The 15,249-nt window shown below is 40.1% G+C and carries 11 protein-coding genes and 1 pseudogene; 7 read left to right on the forward strand and 5 right to left on the reverse strand.

Annotated features, from left to right (window positions below):
• Positions 1–60: 60 nt before the first annotated feature.
• On the reverse strand, positions 61–1,227 hold the full coding sequence (gene hemH, locus QI031_RS20140; protein WP_281481430.1) for a ferrochelatase: 1,167 nt from the start codon (positions 1,225–1,227) through the stop codon (positions 61–63).
• A gap of 93 nt (positions 1,228–1,320) precedes the next feature.
• Here hemH and QI031_RS20145 point away from each other — a divergent pair, with 93 nt between their 5' ends.
• From QI031_RS20145 to QI031_RS20160, 4 genes are all read left to right on the forward strand, one after another.
• Positions 1,321–1,947, forward strand: a complete 627-nt coding sequence (locus QI031_RS20145) for a class I SAM-dependent methyltransferase (protein WP_281481431.1) — start codon at positions 1,321–1,323, stop codon at positions 1,945–1,947.
• Between the two features lie 730 nt (positions 1,948–2,677).
• The gene (locus QI031_RS20150) at positions 2,678–2,830 is read left to right on the forward strand and encodes a hypothetical protein (RefSeq protein ID WP_281481432.1); all 153 of its coding nucleotides are present in this window, start codon (positions 2,678–2,680) and stop codon (positions 2,828–2,830) included.
• Between the two features lie 44 nt (positions 2,831–2,874).
• Entirely contained in the window at positions 2,875–3,372 is a 498-nt protein-coding gene (locus QI031_RS20155) for a hypothetical protein (RefSeq protein WP_281481433.1), read from the forward strand.
• A 171-nt stretch (positions 3,373–3,543) separates the two neighbouring features.
• Positions 3,544–4,413: a polyphosphate kinase 2 family protein gene (locus QI031_RS20160; protein WP_281481434.1), complete on the forward strand. Its 870-nt coding sequence runs from the start codon at positions 3,544–3,546 to the stop codon at positions 4,411–4,413.
• 115 nt (positions 4,414–4,528) lie between these two features.
• Here QI031_RS20160 and QI031_RS20165 read toward each other — a convergent pair.
• The 4 genes and pseudogenes from QI031_RS20165 to QI031_RS20180 all read right to left on the reverse strand — a co-directional run.
• Positions 4,529–4,726 (reverse strand): annotated as a pseudogene (locus QI031_RS20165) (IS1 family transposase); the annotation flags it as partial.
• A gap of 58 nt (positions 4,727–4,784) precedes the next feature.
• Complete coding sequence (locus QI031_RS20170; RefSeq protein ID WP_281481435.1) at positions 4,785–7,520, reverse strand: chloride channel protein; 2,736 nt, start codon at positions 7,518–7,520, stop codon at positions 4,785–4,787.
• A gap of 294 nt (positions 7,521–7,814) precedes the next feature.
• Positions 7,815–9,278 (reverse strand): pentapeptide repeat-containing protein, encoded by a 1,464-nt coding sequence (locus QI031_RS20175; RefSeq protein ID WP_281481436.1) that lies wholly within the window; start codon positions 9,276–9,278, stop codon positions 7,815–7,817.
• A gap of 340 nt (positions 9,279–9,618) precedes the next feature.
• Complete coding sequence (locus QI031_RS20180) at positions 9,619–10,395, reverse strand: pentapeptide repeat-containing protein (protein ID WP_281481437.1); 777 nt, start codon at positions 10,393–10,395, stop codon at positions 9,619–9,621.
• A 432-nt stretch (positions 10,396–10,827) separates the two neighbouring features.
• Between QI031_RS20180 and QI031_RS20185 the strand changes: the two genes are divergently transcribed.
• The 3 genes from QI031_RS20185 (at position 10,828) to QI031_RS20195 (ending at position 15,120) form a co-directional block, all read left to right on the forward strand.
• Positions 10,828–12,021 (forward strand): FAD-dependent oxidoreductase, encoded by a 1,194-nt coding sequence (locus QI031_RS20185; protein WP_281481438.1) that lies wholly within the window; start codon positions 10,828–10,830, stop codon positions 12,019–12,021.
• A gap of 614 nt (positions 12,022–12,635) precedes the next feature.
• On the forward strand, positions 12,636–13,853 hold the full coding sequence (locus QI031_RS20190) for an ABC transporter substrate-binding protein (RefSeq protein WP_281481439.1): 1,218 nt from the start codon (positions 12,636–12,638) through the stop codon (positions 13,851–13,853).
• A gap of 316 nt (positions 13,854–14,169) precedes the next feature.
• On the forward strand, positions 14,170–15,120 hold the full coding sequence (locus tag QI031_RS20195; protein WP_281481440.1) for a branched-chain amino acid ABC transporter permease: 951 nt from the start codon (positions 14,170–14,172) through the stop codon (positions 15,118–15,120).
• Positions 15,121–15,249: the final 129 nt, after the last annotated feature.

The raw sequence follows: 15,249 nt of genomic DNA on the forward strand, positions 1-15,249 counted from the left end.
AGGGAACAGGGAAAAGAAGCAGTGTTTCGACTACGCTCAATGCCCAATGCCCCATGCCCTTTACTGCAAAAGCCCAATCATGTGCAGTAGACCATGACCAGTAACCAGCTCGATAATTAAAGCAATAAAACCTAACATAGCAATTCGACCATTCCAAACTTCGGCGCTAGTAGTTAAGCCCCACTCCCAGCGTTCTTGGGGATACATCTTGACCCTTTTCTTCATTTGGGCGGCTTGCGAAAGCTTGAAACTAGGGTTTTTCAGCGCATCAATTACCAAGTCTGCTAGTGCTTGAATAAATACTGGATGGGTATTAGGAGCAGGCACACGGCGGAAGTTGTGAATCCCTGCTTCTTCTGCTACTTCCCGATATTCAATGTCAATTTCTTGGAGTGTCTCAATGTGTTCTGAGACAAAACTGATAGGCACGACGACCAAATCTTTTACCCCTTGTGCGCCCAGTTCTTTAAGGGCATCCTCAGTATAGGGTTGTAGCCATTCTACTGGGCCGACGCGACTTTGGTAAGCTAAGGTGTGGAGATTAGGTCGATTGAGAGTCTGCATAATCAAAGCAGTACAATCTTCAATTTCTTGCTGGTAAGGATCACCTGCTTCTTCAACATAGCTTTTAGGAACACCGTGGGCACTGAAGAAGATATGAACTTGATCAGGATTAGGAAACTGTTTAAGTTCTTGAGCTATGAGTTCCGCCATAGCTTGGAGATAGCTTGGTTGTTTATACCAGGAAGGAATAACGGTATAATCAAGACGCTGAAGCTTTGGATTTTCTTGCCAAAGTTTCTCTAATAGCCGGAAACTAGAACCACTAGTACTGATGGAAAATTGAGGATATAGTGGCAGAATCACTAAGCGATCAATATTGTCTTGGGTAAGCATAGCGATCGCTTCTTCAGTATACGGATGCCAATAACGCATTCCTACATAAATATTGGCTTCTTGCCCCAAATAGTCTAACTTTTCCTTTAAAGCTTCTCCTTGAGCCTCAGTAATTCGCCGTAAAGGCGAACCACCACCGATTTGCTTATAGTTTTCTTGAGATGTGCCGGTTCGCCGTGAGGCAATAAACCAGGCTAGGGGTTTTTGCAACCAGCGAAACGGTAGGCGAATAATTTCCGGATCTGAAAACAGGTTATACAAAAACGGCCCGACATCCTCTAACTTGTCAGGTCCACCGAGATTGAGTAATAAGACGCCTACACGACTCATAGCAGTTACTTTCCCCCAATCTTTTCAGGTTTTTTACTAATGTTAACAATATATCTTTATTAAATATAGAGCTTAATAGTCAGGAAAGATGCAATGGCAACAATTTTAAGAGATTGGAGTTACCGTTATCAATGGTTGTATGATGGTATTTCGCGGTTAGCAGCTGTCAGCGTAGGTGGTGAAGCTCGTTTTCGGCAACTCGCTTTACAAAGCTTAACAATTCACTCAGATACTCAAGTTTTAGATTTATGTTGCGGTAGTGGTCAATCGACGCAATTTTTGGTGAAATCTTCACAAAATGTCATCGGATTAGATGCTTCACCGTTGTCTTTGCAACGCGCTCAAAAAAATGTACCTGAAGCTTCCTATGTGGAAGCTTTTGCAGAAAAAATGCCGTTTGCAGATTATCTGTTTGATGTGGTTCATACCAGCGCGGCGCTACATGAGATGCAACCTGAACAACTGCAAAAAATTATTCGTGAAGTTCATCGAGTGTTAAAGCCGGGAGGAAAGTTTGTGTTAGTAGATTTTCATGCTCCTACTAATCCTCTATTTTGGCCTGGGTTATCACTATTCTTACTGTTGTTTGAGACGGAAACGGCTTGGAAGTTGCTAAAAACTGATTTACCCGGTTTATTAACTGAAATTGGGTTTGAGGTAGGTGAGCCAGTTTTGTATGCGGGGGGTAGTTTGCAGGTAATACAGGCAAAAAAAGTGTAAGCTAAAAAACCACTTTTTGGTAGCTAAAGGCGATCGCTGATGTATAATCTTCCAAAAATGCGATCGCTAAACCATAGACTATTCTTTTTAACTCAACTGTCTTGGGACATAACTTTCTAAAATATATCTGCCTCAGTAGCTTAATTAATAACTATTTCAATATTCACATTAGTAAACTTTGAGTGATTTCAGCTATTAAATACTGTAAAACAATAGAAAATCAAAAAAATACACATTTTGGATGTAATACTAATCGATATAAAATCAGACACAAGTCAATGAGTTAAGTCTAAAATTAAAATTTTAGGAGCTTGATTTTTTTTATTTCTTCATTAAAAATAAAGATGTCCTCTAACGAATAGTAAGCATCTTGGTAATAACCTAACCTTATCCAATGTCCGTAGTCCGCTAACGCGGACTTTTTTTTAGTTAACTAAATCCTGCAATTTATTCACTAAACCTTTTGCATAAATACTTTTATATTTCGCGCATAGGCGCATTCGCCGTCAGACGTTCCCGCAAGGGTAGACGCAAAGAAGAGCGCGAAAAAACAACTTTTACAAGAAGTCTACTATAGCAATCCTATTTGATTTGTGAAAATTGAGAGGCTCAGATTCCTCAAAGAAGTCGGGGATCTTGTTGTTCACGAATGATTGAGGACTGCTATATATATAATTAAATTTGACTAAACTTTCGCTTTTTTGATTAATTTGTAAAAATACAAGTATTGATGAAACAATCACAGGGACGTAAAACCAAAGCTCAGGAAATGCCCGATGCCATCGCAGGAGTCCCTGAGAAGCCCGCGCGCTCCCCTTTGCGATTAGTGCCGGGAGATGTCACTAAAGTATTACTGTGTCCAGAAAATTTGCATGAATTGTAACTGATTCGCTAGGCTATTTATATTCTGGTTTTTTAAGGCGTGCTATGGATTTTGAAAGCAAAGCGACCGCCCCAAATGCTACCGATAATGTCGAAGGTTTTGCTCAGCCACCTCGTAAGCCACTAGAATTGCTGCGAAATACTGAAGCTTTGCTACGCCGTCCTACTGTAGCAACGCTAACACCAATTTTACCACCCAAACTCAGTAATAAATTGCAATTGGCTTCAAGTTTAGCAGATGAAGCCTTACAGGAGCTTGCAGAGATTGATCTAGAACAAATTAGCGACCTAGAACTGCAATCAGCAAGAACTCGTGTGGGTTTAAGTTTTATTGGTTTTGGGGCGCTAATGATTTTAATGTTGCTGCTGTACTTAGACACCTTACATCCAGAACTAAGTCCTGTAGAACAAATTCGGTGTTTTTGGTATCAATACGTCTGGTTTGTCTGCCTAGGTGTAGCCGGACTATTTGTCCTGGGTCGAGAAGCTATGCGTCCTAACTCCAAGCAGGGAAAATTAAAATTAAAAAAAAGATATAGATAAACAATAGATAATAAACTTGACAAGAAAGCAGGGGAGACAAGAGAGGGAAAAGGTTAAAGGGTAAAGGATGAAGAAACAAACCCTTTTCTTCTTACCCTTTTTCCACGCCCCTCTGCTTCTTATTGACGGTGCGGAATTTTTTTGACTATTAATCGTTAGGAGCGATTTTACGTGAATCATGACGCTTTTATTGTTCCACCAAACTCAAAGATTTCTTTGCAAAAAGATTATGACCCAGCTTACAAAGTTGACAATTATTATAAAATTGATGCAGTAAGTAAATTACAAAAAGATATTCAACAAATAGCAAATTTCCAAGAGATTCTCTATGCTCAAAATATTTATGCATTGCTAATTATCTTTCAGGCAATGGATGCTGCTGGCAAAGATAGTACAATTAAACATGTGATGTCTGGTGTAAATCCTCAAGGCTTTCAAGTGTTTAATTTTCAAGCTCCCAGTGCGGAAGAATTAGACCATGACTATTTATGGCGAACAACCAGAGCGTTACCAGAACGCGGTCGTATAGGAATATTCAACCGTTCATATTATGAAGAAGTATTAGCAGTTCGTGTACATCCAGAAATACTTTTAAAACAACAACTTCCCCAGTTATCCCAAGGGAATCAGATATGGAAACAGCGTTTTGAAGAAATCAATAATTTTGAAAAATATTTAGTTAATAATGGTGTAATTGTTCTGAAGTTTTTTTTGAATGTCTCGAAATCAGAACAAAAAAAACGCTTTTTAAAACGAATTGAAAACCCAGATAAACACTGGAAATTTGCAGCAAGTGATGTCTATGCCAGAGCTTCTTGGGACGAGTATATGGAAGCTTATGAAGCAGTTTTTAATCATACTAGTACTGTTTGGGCTCCTTGGTATATTATCCCTGCTGATCGCAAATGGTTTACACGTCTGGTAGTTTCCGACATTATTTGTACCCAACTAGAAAAACTCCATCTCAAATACCCCACAGTCAGCGACGAACATAGACAGCAACTCTTACAGGCAAAATACATGCTAGAGCAAGAAGATTAGCTTGCCAGCTTAACAGTTCAATACGAAAACTTTCAGAAAGCTACAAAATAATGCATAATATTTTTGGGGGTATAAATGAATTTAAAATTTTGGCGTTGCATAAATGCGGGATGAATTAGGCAAATATAGGTATTTCTCTATACTTTAGGTAGTGAAGTAACAATCGAATTGAGTATTTGAGCATATCTACAGATTTGGAATAGCATAATGTTTTTCGATGTAGTCGTGCCAGATAATGACGTAAACGAGTATTCTCACCTTCTACTGTGGTCATATATGTTTTGCTGATGATATGGTCTCCTGGCTCAATAAAACTGGTAAATCTTAGCCCTATCCTTGATATATCCAACAGGGTTTCCATTACAGTTTAACTATGTAATCGCCCCTCTGACTAATATCACTGTACTCTCTACATTAGAAGCGATCGCTTCGGGAATATTACCTTGAATTGTTTGCTGTAACAATCCCTCCCGTGAAGCACCTAAAACTACAACATCATAATTTCCGGTTTTTACTAAATTAATTACACCTTCAGCAACCGAATCAGCTTGCACTGGAATAGCCACTACATTACTAGATAATTTGCGGCGACGCATTAAATGACGGATAGCTTGCTCTAAAACTGTCATATCTGGCTTGATTTCAGATGGCTTAAACACCTGTGTCAAGCGAATTTGGGGGTAATTTCCCAACGTTACTAACGCAGGTAGTAACTTAATTGCCAACCGAGCATTAGGACCACCAGCCATCGGTACTAGCCAGCGATTGAACTTAAGAGGAAAAGATGAAGATAAGTTTCTATCTTGTTCCCCCTGCTCCCTGCCCTCGGTCACTGAGCGTCTTGTACTGAGTTTAGCCTGAGCGTAGCCGAAGGGCGAAGTCGAAGTAAGCCGAAGTGCTGCCTCCTGCCCCCTGATTCCTTCTGCCAATTTCACGAGCATCACATCACAAGTGGCTTGGCGAATTACAGTGTCTACAACATTGCCAAAAATCCGCCCAGGGGTAGAAGTACTACCTTTCCAACCCATTAAAATAACGTTGATGTTACGTTCTTTGATAATTTCTAAAATTGCTTGAGCAGAATCATGGGCGACTCGAATTTGTGTATGCAAAGGAATTTGCCACTTTTTCGCCAATACTTCTGCTTGTCGTAGTAAGCGGCGACTATTTGTGGTTTTGACTGGCGTTTCTGATGGGGAAGCGTGACGTGACACTAAAATTACTTGCACGCACTCTATTTCATAATGGTGATCGCGGGCAATAGCGGCTGCCATTTGTAAAAGAATAGCTGCGGTTTCGGGGTTAGCTAATGGAACTAATAACCTGCCTCTACCAATGTTGGGCGATCGCGTTTGGTAAACTACATAAGAAGGTTCTAGTTGTAATTTCGGGGTAGTGTTTCCATAATTGAGATGCTCTGCTTCTACCCGGATGATATCAGCACGGGTAATAATCCCAATTAATTTTTGCCCTTCAACTACTGGTAAACGACTAATGTGATAGCGATCAAGCAAATACAGTACATTGGTAAGATTATGTACTGGTGTCACCGTCATCGGGTCAGAAATCATAATTTCCTTTAAGGGAGTATCATTTGATATATCGCGATCGCGTTGTTTGACTAAATCTGATTGTGTGACTATTCCTACCAATTTGCTTTCTTCTACCACTGGAAAGCCTCGATGATGAGAACGATTAAAAGTCTGCATAGCCTCATCTAAAGTCATCTCTGCATCTAGAGTTTCAACCCGCCGCTGCATAACATCTTTTGCTGTTAATCTTGTTAATATCCCTTCGGCAGTAGTTGCTTTAGCGATCGTGATGCCATTTAAATTTAAAAGTTTTTCATACAGTGAACCTGGCATTACTTTATCTGCAATTAAGTAAGATATTACAGACACAATCATCAAAGGCAGTACCAGATTGAAATCTGTAGTCATTTCAAATACAATCACAATTGCGGTGATGGGTACTTTAGAAACAGCACTAAAAAATCCCCCCATTCCTGCCAAAGCATAAGTACTAACAGAACCCACTCCCAAAAAATAGGACTCAGACACACCAACAAAGTGTCCTAAACAAGAACCCAAAATCAGACTAGGGGCAAATAAACCCCCAGGCGCACCAGAACCAAAGGCGATCAAAGTCAAGATAAACTGGGCAATAAAAACGATCGCTGCTAAAGATGCATTAGCATTACCAGTAATCATATACTCCCGCAAACCAGTATTGTCACGGAATAATTCGGGGAGCATGGCTACGATAATACCAGAGATTAAACCAGCTAAAGCCACGCGTAACGCCAAGTTAACATGTAAGCTTTTGTAAATTTTAATGCTTTCAACTATGCCATAGTTAAATAATGCACCCAATAAGCCAGCCAAGATACCCAATACTAAAAAAAAGGGAATTTCTGGCAGGGAAAACTTGCTTGAAGATTGGATTAACTCTAAGTTGAGTTGCAGACTGCGACCCCCAAGTAACCGGGATACCACCCCACCAATAAACGAGGCAATAATCGCAGTTTGTAAGGTTAAGCCTGATAAGTCTTGCAGTAACTCTTCAACAATAAATAATACACCAGCGATTGGGGCATTAAAAGCTGCCGATAAACCAGCACCAGCACCAGCAGCGATCATCTGGCGTTGATGATCTGGAGAAGTCGGAACCCAGCGACTCATCCCCGCTGCCAAACTTGCGCCTACATGGACAGTGGGACCTTGTCTTCCTAAAGTTATCCCTGAACCGATAGTGATAATAGAACTGAGTAATTTTACAGCGGCAACTCGCCAAGATAACCTAATTGGTACATTGGCTAGAGTAGCTTTAACTTGAGGAATACCGCTACCAGATGCTTCTGGGGCTAATCTTTGGACTAAAGCGCCAGCCAAAAATCCAAAAATTAAACCAATTGCTGGCAAGACTAACCATGCTGGGAAAATTTGGGTACTATGAACTCGCCATGTTCCCAACCATCCTGATCCCACTTTCAAAAATACCGCAGAAAAAGCGGCTACAAGACCAATAATAGAAGCTTCTGCGATCGCTAAACCTCTTCTAGGCTGCAACCAGCGGCGAAAGCGCTGAGTAAGAACAGGAAGCGACATAATAATTAAAATGAACTCTGTTCAGGCAAAGTTGGCTAGAGGTTTATACATACTCTAGTCGCTCAAATCAAAAAATTAGCCTATGGAGACTAACGCCGAACAAAACTTATTTATACCAATTAGAAATATTTTACAGCATCCTTAATTTCAGGACGTGTAAGGAAATTATGGGATGAATTTTGTTTCGCGCATACCGCTAAGGCGGAACTCACAGAGTAGGCGCAAAGGCGCAAAAAACATGGTTGATGAAATGAAAACGGTAGAATATGCCCAAATAATTAATGCTGCGGCAAATTAACTAGATTGCCGCCAATGTATTGGTGCTTCGACATAATCAGGCAGACGAGTTGTACGATAATCGCCGAGTGCCATTCTCAGTTGTTGTGATTCTAAATTTTTAGCTCCGGTTAAAACTGCCCCTTCCAGTTTGACATCACAGAGATTAGCGTCTAAAAAATTAGCTCCCATGAGATTAGCCCAAGACAAATCGGCTTGATAGAAAATGGTCTTATTTAAGTTGGTTCCCATAAGATTTGCCTTATACAAGTCAGCTTCTGTTAGGCTGGCCTCTGTGAGGTTGGCAAAAAATACTTCTGTGTGATGTAGTTTAGCAGCATTCAAGTTTGCCCCCGACAAGTTGGCAGCATTCAAATTAGCTCCAGACAGGTTAGCTCCAATCAATCCGCAAAGATGTAAGTTAGCTTTACCAAGTTTTGCCCCTTGTAAGTTAGCTAAAAATAGCTTGGCTCCAGAAAGATTAGCAACTTTTAAAGTTGCTTGTTGCAAGTTGGCTTTATAAAGGTTGGCTTCTTGCAAATTAGCTGCGCGCAGACTTGCTCCTAAAAGGTTGGCTCCCCGCAAGTTTGACCAACAAAGGTTAACTCGATTGAGATTTGCCCAGCAAAGGTTAGCTCCTCGCAGGTTGGCTTTTTGCAATGTCGCTTCATAAAGAATAGACTCAGTGAGTTTAGCACCTTCAAGGTCAGCCCCGTAGAGATTGGCATTACGCAGATTTGCGCCACAAAGGTCAGCACCACGCAAATCTGCTCGTTGGAGGTTAGCTCCCATCAAGTCTGCTCGTCGGATGTCAGTATGACGTAAGTCTAGTTTTTGATTGTCTTGTTCTTGTAAAAAATTACGTCGTCCCATAACAGTCAAAGCTGCTTGCACATCCCGGCGAATTTTTGGGGATGCTTCCTGGCTTTTTTGTTCTGTCTGTCGTTCCTTGTTTCTGTGTCTACTCAAATCTATCGAACGTAATTCTTCCCCATTTGCTAGCTCATCTTCACGAATAGGAGTATTTTCTCGCACAAAAGCAGCGAGAATTTCCATGATTGTCCAGTGTTCTTGGGGAAATTCTTGAGCGATTCTTTCTAAAACATAAATTGCACCTGTCCGCGTTTCAATTCTTTCATGCCCTAGCTGGGTAATTGCCGCCATAAAGCGTTCTGTAACCAGCCTGTCTTGAGTTAGTTTAGTATTGGCGATACTAATTTCAATATTTTTTTCGGCTGCGATCGCATTTTTCTGCATAGCCTCCGCACGTTTGGCTGCATAATAAGCATTAGTCATTACGGCCAATCCCAAAAAAACTATGGCGGTGGCTGTTAATGCTTGATTTCTTAATTGCATTTGTTGGGGAATTGATAATCCTTTGATATCGGATGATCCAAAAACAATTAAAGTCAGTGCGAGAGCAAATACAACTGTTATAGCTATCAACCAACGTAGGAGTGTGTCTGTTTTATTAGCAGACATAGCAGTAATATTCCTCACGACACAGAATTATTACTTAGAGGTTTTAAAGGATCAGTATATCATTTAGCTAGAAAATTTTAATATGTACCCCAAGCATTAACTAATGGGGCATTTTTTAGCAAAATTGTATCAATAGTAACTTGATTCTAGTCTAATTATTTATGCAATGCTGAAATAGCATCCTGTTTGAACGTAGCTAATACCGTTTCTTTGTGAAACTGCGCTAAACTCTCATAAACTCTTTTCTTGGCGTACTTGGCGTACTTGGCGGTTCGTTTTTGATTTCTTATACTAAGTCTGAGATAATTGGGCGCATCTTCATACAGAATTGTTATAACTGTCATACATAGCCAAGTTCAGCACTAATAGGATCTGTAGTCAAGAATTTAGCTTCTCGGAGATTAGCTTTTTCTAGTTTGGTCTCATAAATAATCGCCCCACACAAATTGCTTAAATATAGATTTGCCCTGCTCAAATTAGCTCCAGACAAATTAGCTCCAGACAGATTAGCTGCACTCAAAATTGCTCCAGACAAATTAGCTCCAGACAAATTAGCTCCAGACAGATTAGCTGCACTCAAAATTGCTCCAGACAGATTAGCTCCAGACAGATTAGCTCCAGACAAATTTACTTGATAAAAGTTTGCCTGTTCTAGATTAGCTTGATTTAGGTTTGCTCCTCTCAAATCAGTATGGCTTAAATCAACTTGTTCATTTTCTAATTCTTTTTGGACATCTCTCCTACCAATAACAGTCAAAGCTACTTGAATATCTGTGCAAATTGTCAGTGATGGCTGACTTGTAGCTTCTTCTGGAATTACAGCAGAAGCATTATTTCGGACGAAATTAGTCAATATTTCTATAACTTTCCAATGATGTTGGGGATAATCATGGGCAAATTGTTCTAAATCATAGATTGCCGCTAATCTGTTTTCAATAGTTGGATGATTCAAATGTTCTATTGCTATTTTTAAGCATTTTTGCAGTGCCTTATATGATAAGCTAGCTAATTTGTCTTGATGAAAAACTATCTGAGGTATGATGTTTATAAATGGTACTTGATTGAATAGTGAATGCCTTTTTGCTGAGTAATAAGCATGAATCATTACTTTCAACATAAGCAAAATTTTTCTTCAAAATACTGAGTGGTGTCTGCTATTGTCTACGCATTTATGAAGTTGTACATTAGTAAATTTAATGATTATTTTGATGTAAAAATATAGAAAATATTACTATTGATTCAGTAAAGGTAAATCAAAGCAGATGTTTCTTTAACTGCCATAAAATAGTCAGAGGTTATAATTATTACTGAGCCGAAATACCCTGATAACTTAAACTTAATAAGAGTAAATTAGTGTAATAAAACCAAACTGTGTAAATAAAAGTAAATAACGCTCAAACTCTTTCTCCCCTTGCCCCCTGCCCCCCTGCCCCGGTTGTTGAGTTTCGACTGCGCGGCAGTTGAGCGAAGTCGAAACTCAACTACCGCGTAGTCGAAACACTGCCCCCTGCTTGAACCCAACAATAATTATTTACGCCGACCTACTTAGATGCAGCAAAATTCCCAGCCAAGATTCAAACAACTGGTGTTAATTGGTGGCGGTCATAGCCATGCCATTGTGCTAAGAATGTTTGGCATGAAACCGTTACCGGGAGTTCGTTTAACATTAATTACCCCAGCGTCAGATACACCCTACTCTGGAATGCTACCAGGACATATTGCTGGATTTTATAGCCACGATGAATGCCATATTGACCTGCAAAAATTGGCGAAATTTGCTCAAGCACAGTTATACATTGACCGAGTGGTTGATTTAGATTTAAAAAACCACAAAGTAATTTGTGCTAAACGTCCTGCGGTAGATTTTGATGTGCTGTCTGTTGATATTGGCAGTACTCCAGCCATTATATCTGTATCAGGTGCAGCAGAATATGCGATCGCAGCTAAACCAGTACCACAACTTTTAGAACATTGGTATCAATTAATCAAAAAAGTAACACAAAATCCCCAAAAACCGATGAGAATTGGCATTGTGGGTGGTGGCGCTGGTGGTGTGGAGTTGGCGCTATCGATGCAAGCTCATTTGCATCAAATTTTGCGTGAACACCAGCAACCAATCAAAAATCTAGCAATTCATTTATTTCAACGTCATCAGGAACTGTTACCTCATTATCATCATTCAGTACAGCGTTTAGTTCAGCAAGTTTTAACTGAGCGTGGTATCAACCTGCACTTGAGAGAAACTGTTTGTCAAATTGCGCCCCAGCAAATAACTGAAAATCAGCAAAACGAAGAAAGATTTGAGATTAAATGCGAATCTGGCTTGACAGTGGAAGCTCAAAAAGTTTTTTGGGTGACACAAGCATCAGCATCCCAATGGTTAAAAACAACAGGGCTAAGAACTGATGAGCAGGGCTTTATTTTGGTAAAAGATACATTACAATCTTCAACGCACCCAGAAGTGTTTGCAGCCGGTGACATTGCCACAATGATTAATCATCCTCATCCGAAAGCTGGAGTATTTGCTGTGCGTCAAGGTAAACCCTTATTTGAGAACTTGCAGCGATTCTTACTAAGTAAGTCACTCAAACCTTACATACCACAGCGACAATATCTTAGTTTAATTGGTACAGGTGACAAAAAAGCGATCGCCACACGCGGCTCTTTGACTTTACCACCTCACAAACTACTATGGTGCTGGAAAGACTGGATTGACCACCGCTTTATGGAACGCTTCAGTTAGAGGCAAGGGAGCAGGGGGCAGGGGGCAGGGAGACAAGGCTACAGTTTACATTAAGTTTCTTAAACTGTGATGCCGCATCGCCTTATAACTTGATTGCATCGCCTTACAACTTGATTGTATTGCTCTGCAACTTGATTGTATTGCTCTACAACTTGAATACATCGCCTTACAACTCGATTGTATTGTTCTACAACTTGAATGCATCGCCTTACAACTTGATTGTATTGCTCTACACCTTGAATGCATCGCCTTACAACTTGATTGTATTGCTCTACACCTTGAATGCATCGCCTTACACCTTGATTACATCGCCTTGCAAAAATTAACTTACTCTGAGTTACACAGTAACTCTAAAATACTTCTGTGTACATGGTAGCTCCGCGCCGGAGAGGAGTTGGGGAGAGGTTTATCGAAACTCACGTTAATAACATTTTTGCAAAAGTGTATCCAGCCTAATCAGGTTTACAGATTTTGACTTAATAATGTATGTTAAATTTTGCACTTTGTCTAACATATATAGCTGTTACCAAATAGTTTAGGACATAAGCTGATAATAAAACCCTGATACCAAGAGACTTTTAAGCCTATTCCCTGTTATATATAATTATTCACCGATGAAAAATTCTATTACTTGCACAACAGCATTATTATCTACTTGTGTTTTGCTACTAACAGCCTGTGGTGGCGGCACTAATACTGGCGCAAGTTCTACAACTAACACCTCAGGAACAACATCAACCGCTATTCCGATTGGGATTGCTGTTGCCCAAACTAGCAACGTAGCTTTACTTGGTCAAGAAGAAGTTGCTGGTGCAAAAATTGCTGAAAAGTATTTTAACGACAAAGGTGGTATTAACGGTACTCCAGTTAAATTAGTGTTTCAAGACACTGGCGGCGATGAAGCGGGAGCAATTAACGCTTTTCAAACTTTAATTAATAAAGATAAAGTTGTTGGGATTGTAGGGCCAACTTTATCACAACAAGCTTTTAGTGCTGACCCTGTTGCCGAACGCGCTAAAGTACCCGTGATTGGCCCATCAAATACTGCCAAGGGAATACCTGAAATAGGTGATTATGTTGCTCGTGTCTCAGCACCAGTTTCTATCGTTGCTCCTAATTCAGTCAAAGCAGCACTTAAACAAAATCCTAACATCAAAAAAGTTGCTGTTTTCTATGCCCAAAATGACGCTTTTAGCAAATCTGAAACTGAGATTTTCCAAAAAACAGTTAAAGACCAAAATCTGGAATTAGTTACTGTACAAAAGTTTCAAACCAGCGATACAGATTTTCAAAGCCAAGCTACCAACGCTCTTAACCTTAAACCAGATTTAGTGATTATTTCTGGCTTGGCTGCTGATGGTGGTAACTTAATACGACAATTGCGAGAATTAGGTTATAAAGGTTTGATTGTTGGTGGCAATGGTCTTAATACCTCAAATGTATTAACAGTTTGTAAAGCATCTTGTGATGGAGTGTTGATTGCTCAAGCTTACAGTCCAGAATACTTAAGTGAAATTAACACAGCCTTTCGCAAAGCTTATACTAACCAATATAAGAAAGAACCACCTCAATTTACAGCCCAAACTTTTGCCGCAGTGCAAGTATATGTTGAAGCTCTCCAGGCTTTAGATAAAAAGAGCAAAGTCAACAAATTACAGTTACCACAATTGCGAACACAACTGAATACACAAGTATTAGCTGGTAAATACAATACACCGTTGGGTGAAATTGCTTTTACCCCAGTTGGTGAAGTTGTGCAAAAAGATTTTTATGTAGCTCAAATCAAAATGGATAAAGATGGAAGTAAGGGTAAATTTGCATTTTTGAAATAGATAAGAATTGGGCATGGAGAAGAGGAATTGGGGCAGGGTGCGGGGCGCAAGGGGGATAAAGAGGAGGAATTAGGGCAGAAGAGAAGTGCGGTCTTGGGGAGCCAGTCCGCCCTTGCGGTTTCCCGACTTGAAGGAACTGGCGTGTCTCCCCAAGTGGAGCAACTTCGGCGTACGGGGTGCAGAGGTAAGTTAAGAAAATGCCTTGAATTTGTACCTAATCTTTAATCTTTCTGCTCTCCTGCTCCCTGCCCCCTGCTCCCCTGCTTTTCCTAGCCCCTAGCCCCTAGTCCCTAGTCCCTAGCCCCTAATTATTTACATGGATTTCAGTCTGCTTTTACAACAATTATTAAATGGGTTATCCATCGGCAGCGTTTATGCAATTTTTGCCTTGGGTTATACTTTGGTGTACTCTATTTTGGGTATTATCAATTTAGCTCATGGAGCAATTTTTACTTTAGGTGCATATTTTACTTATGCACTGATGGGTGGTACTTTTGGATTTAATGGCTTGCTAGCTAATGCCACAATACCTATAAAATTGCCGTTTGCTATAGCCTTGATTTTAGGTAGCACCTTAGCAGGATTAGTGGGCATAGCAATTGAACGTATTGCTTTTCAACCTTTACGTCGCCGAGGTTCTGACCCTTTGCTAACTGTTGTTTCGAGCTTGGGGGTAGCAGTAGTAATTGTTAACGTCATCCAATATTTAGTAGGCGCAGAAAGTTACACATTTCCAGCTAATACTTACGGTAATTTACCACCTGCGATTAACTTTGGCAGTCCAGAACAACCAATACCGATTCGTAGCGTGCAAGTGGTGATTTTTGTCGTTTCTATGATAATTGTATCTCTTCTCACCTATTTTATTACTCGTACTAAATATGGTAAAGCAATCCAAGCGATCGCAGAAGATCCTATCACTGCTAGTTTATTAGGAATTAACAGCGATCGCTTTATTGTGCTGACATTTTTTATCAGCAGTTTCTTAGCAGGATTAGCAGGAACATTGGTAGCTTCTAGTGTTAGCATTGCTGGCCCATATTTTGGTATAGGCTTTGGCTTGCGGGGTCTAGCAGTGATTGTCTTGGGTGGTTTAGGTAGCATTCCTGGCGCAGTATTGGGAGGATTACTAATTGGATTAGTAGAGGCCTTCGTTCCTGCGGAATATTCTGGTTATAAAGATGCCGTAGCCTTTGGAATTTTATTTATCATGCTGTTAGTTAGACCCCAAGGCTTGCTAGGACGACGGTTTATTCAAAAAGTATAAATAGATAAGTTCAAAATCCTGATGTAGAGACGCGATTTATCGCGTCTTCAAATTCCCAGGTGAGGAAACCCCTACTGCCTATCTGCCGATTGAGACTTTCCCCAATTTGTTAGACTTAACAAACCAGGA

The organism is Halotia branconii CENA392 (assembly GCF_029953635.1).
In the GTDB taxonomy this organism is placed as follows: Bacteria; Cyanobacteriota; Cyanobacteriia; order Cyanobacteriales; family Nostocaceae; genus Halotia; species Halotia branconii.

What these genes read in the sequence shown, in the direction of transcription:
- hemH (WP_281481430.1), bottom strand. Translation starts at nt 1,227, where the DNA reads ATGAGTCGTGTAGGCGTCTTATTACTCAATCTCGGTGGACCTGACAAG.
- QI031_RS20145 (WP_281481431.1), top strand. Translation starts at nt 1,321, where the DNA reads ATGGCAACAATTTTAAGAGATTGGAGTTACCGTTATCAATGGTTGTAT.
- QI031_RS20150 (WP_281481432.1), top strand. Translation starts at nt 2,678, where the DNA reads ATGAAACAATCACAGGGACGTAAAACCAAAGCTCAGGAAATGCCCGAT.
- QI031_RS20155 (WP_281481433.1), top strand. Translation starts at nt 2,875, where the DNA reads ATGGATTTTGAAAGCAAAGCGACCGCCCCAAATGCTACCGATAATGTC.
- QI031_RS20170 (WP_281481435.1), bottom strand. Translation starts at nt 7,520, where the DNA reads ATGTCGCTTCCTGTTCTTACTCAGCGCTTTCGCCGCTGGTTGCAGCCT.
- QI031_RS20175 (WP_281481436.1), bottom strand. Translation starts at nt 9,278, where the DNA reads ATGTCTGCTAATAAAACAGACACACTCCTACGTTGGTTGATAGCTATA.
- QI031_RS20180 (WP_281481437.1), bottom strand. Translation starts at nt 10,395, where the DNA reads ATGTTGAAAGTAATGATTCATGCTTATTACTCAGCAAAAAGGCATTCA.
- QI031_RS20185 (WP_281481438.1), top strand. Translation starts at nt 10,828, where the DNA reads ATGCAGCAAAATTCCCAGCCAAGATTCAAACAACTGGTGTTAATTGGT.
- QI031_RS20190 (WP_281481439.1), top strand. Translation starts at nt 12,636, where the DNA reads ATGAAAAATTCTATTACTTGCACAACAGCATTATTATCTACTTGTGTT.
- QI031_RS20195 (WP_281481440.1), top strand. Translation starts at nt 14,170, where the DNA reads ATGGATTTCAGTCTGCTTTTACAACAATTATTAAATGGGTTATCCATC.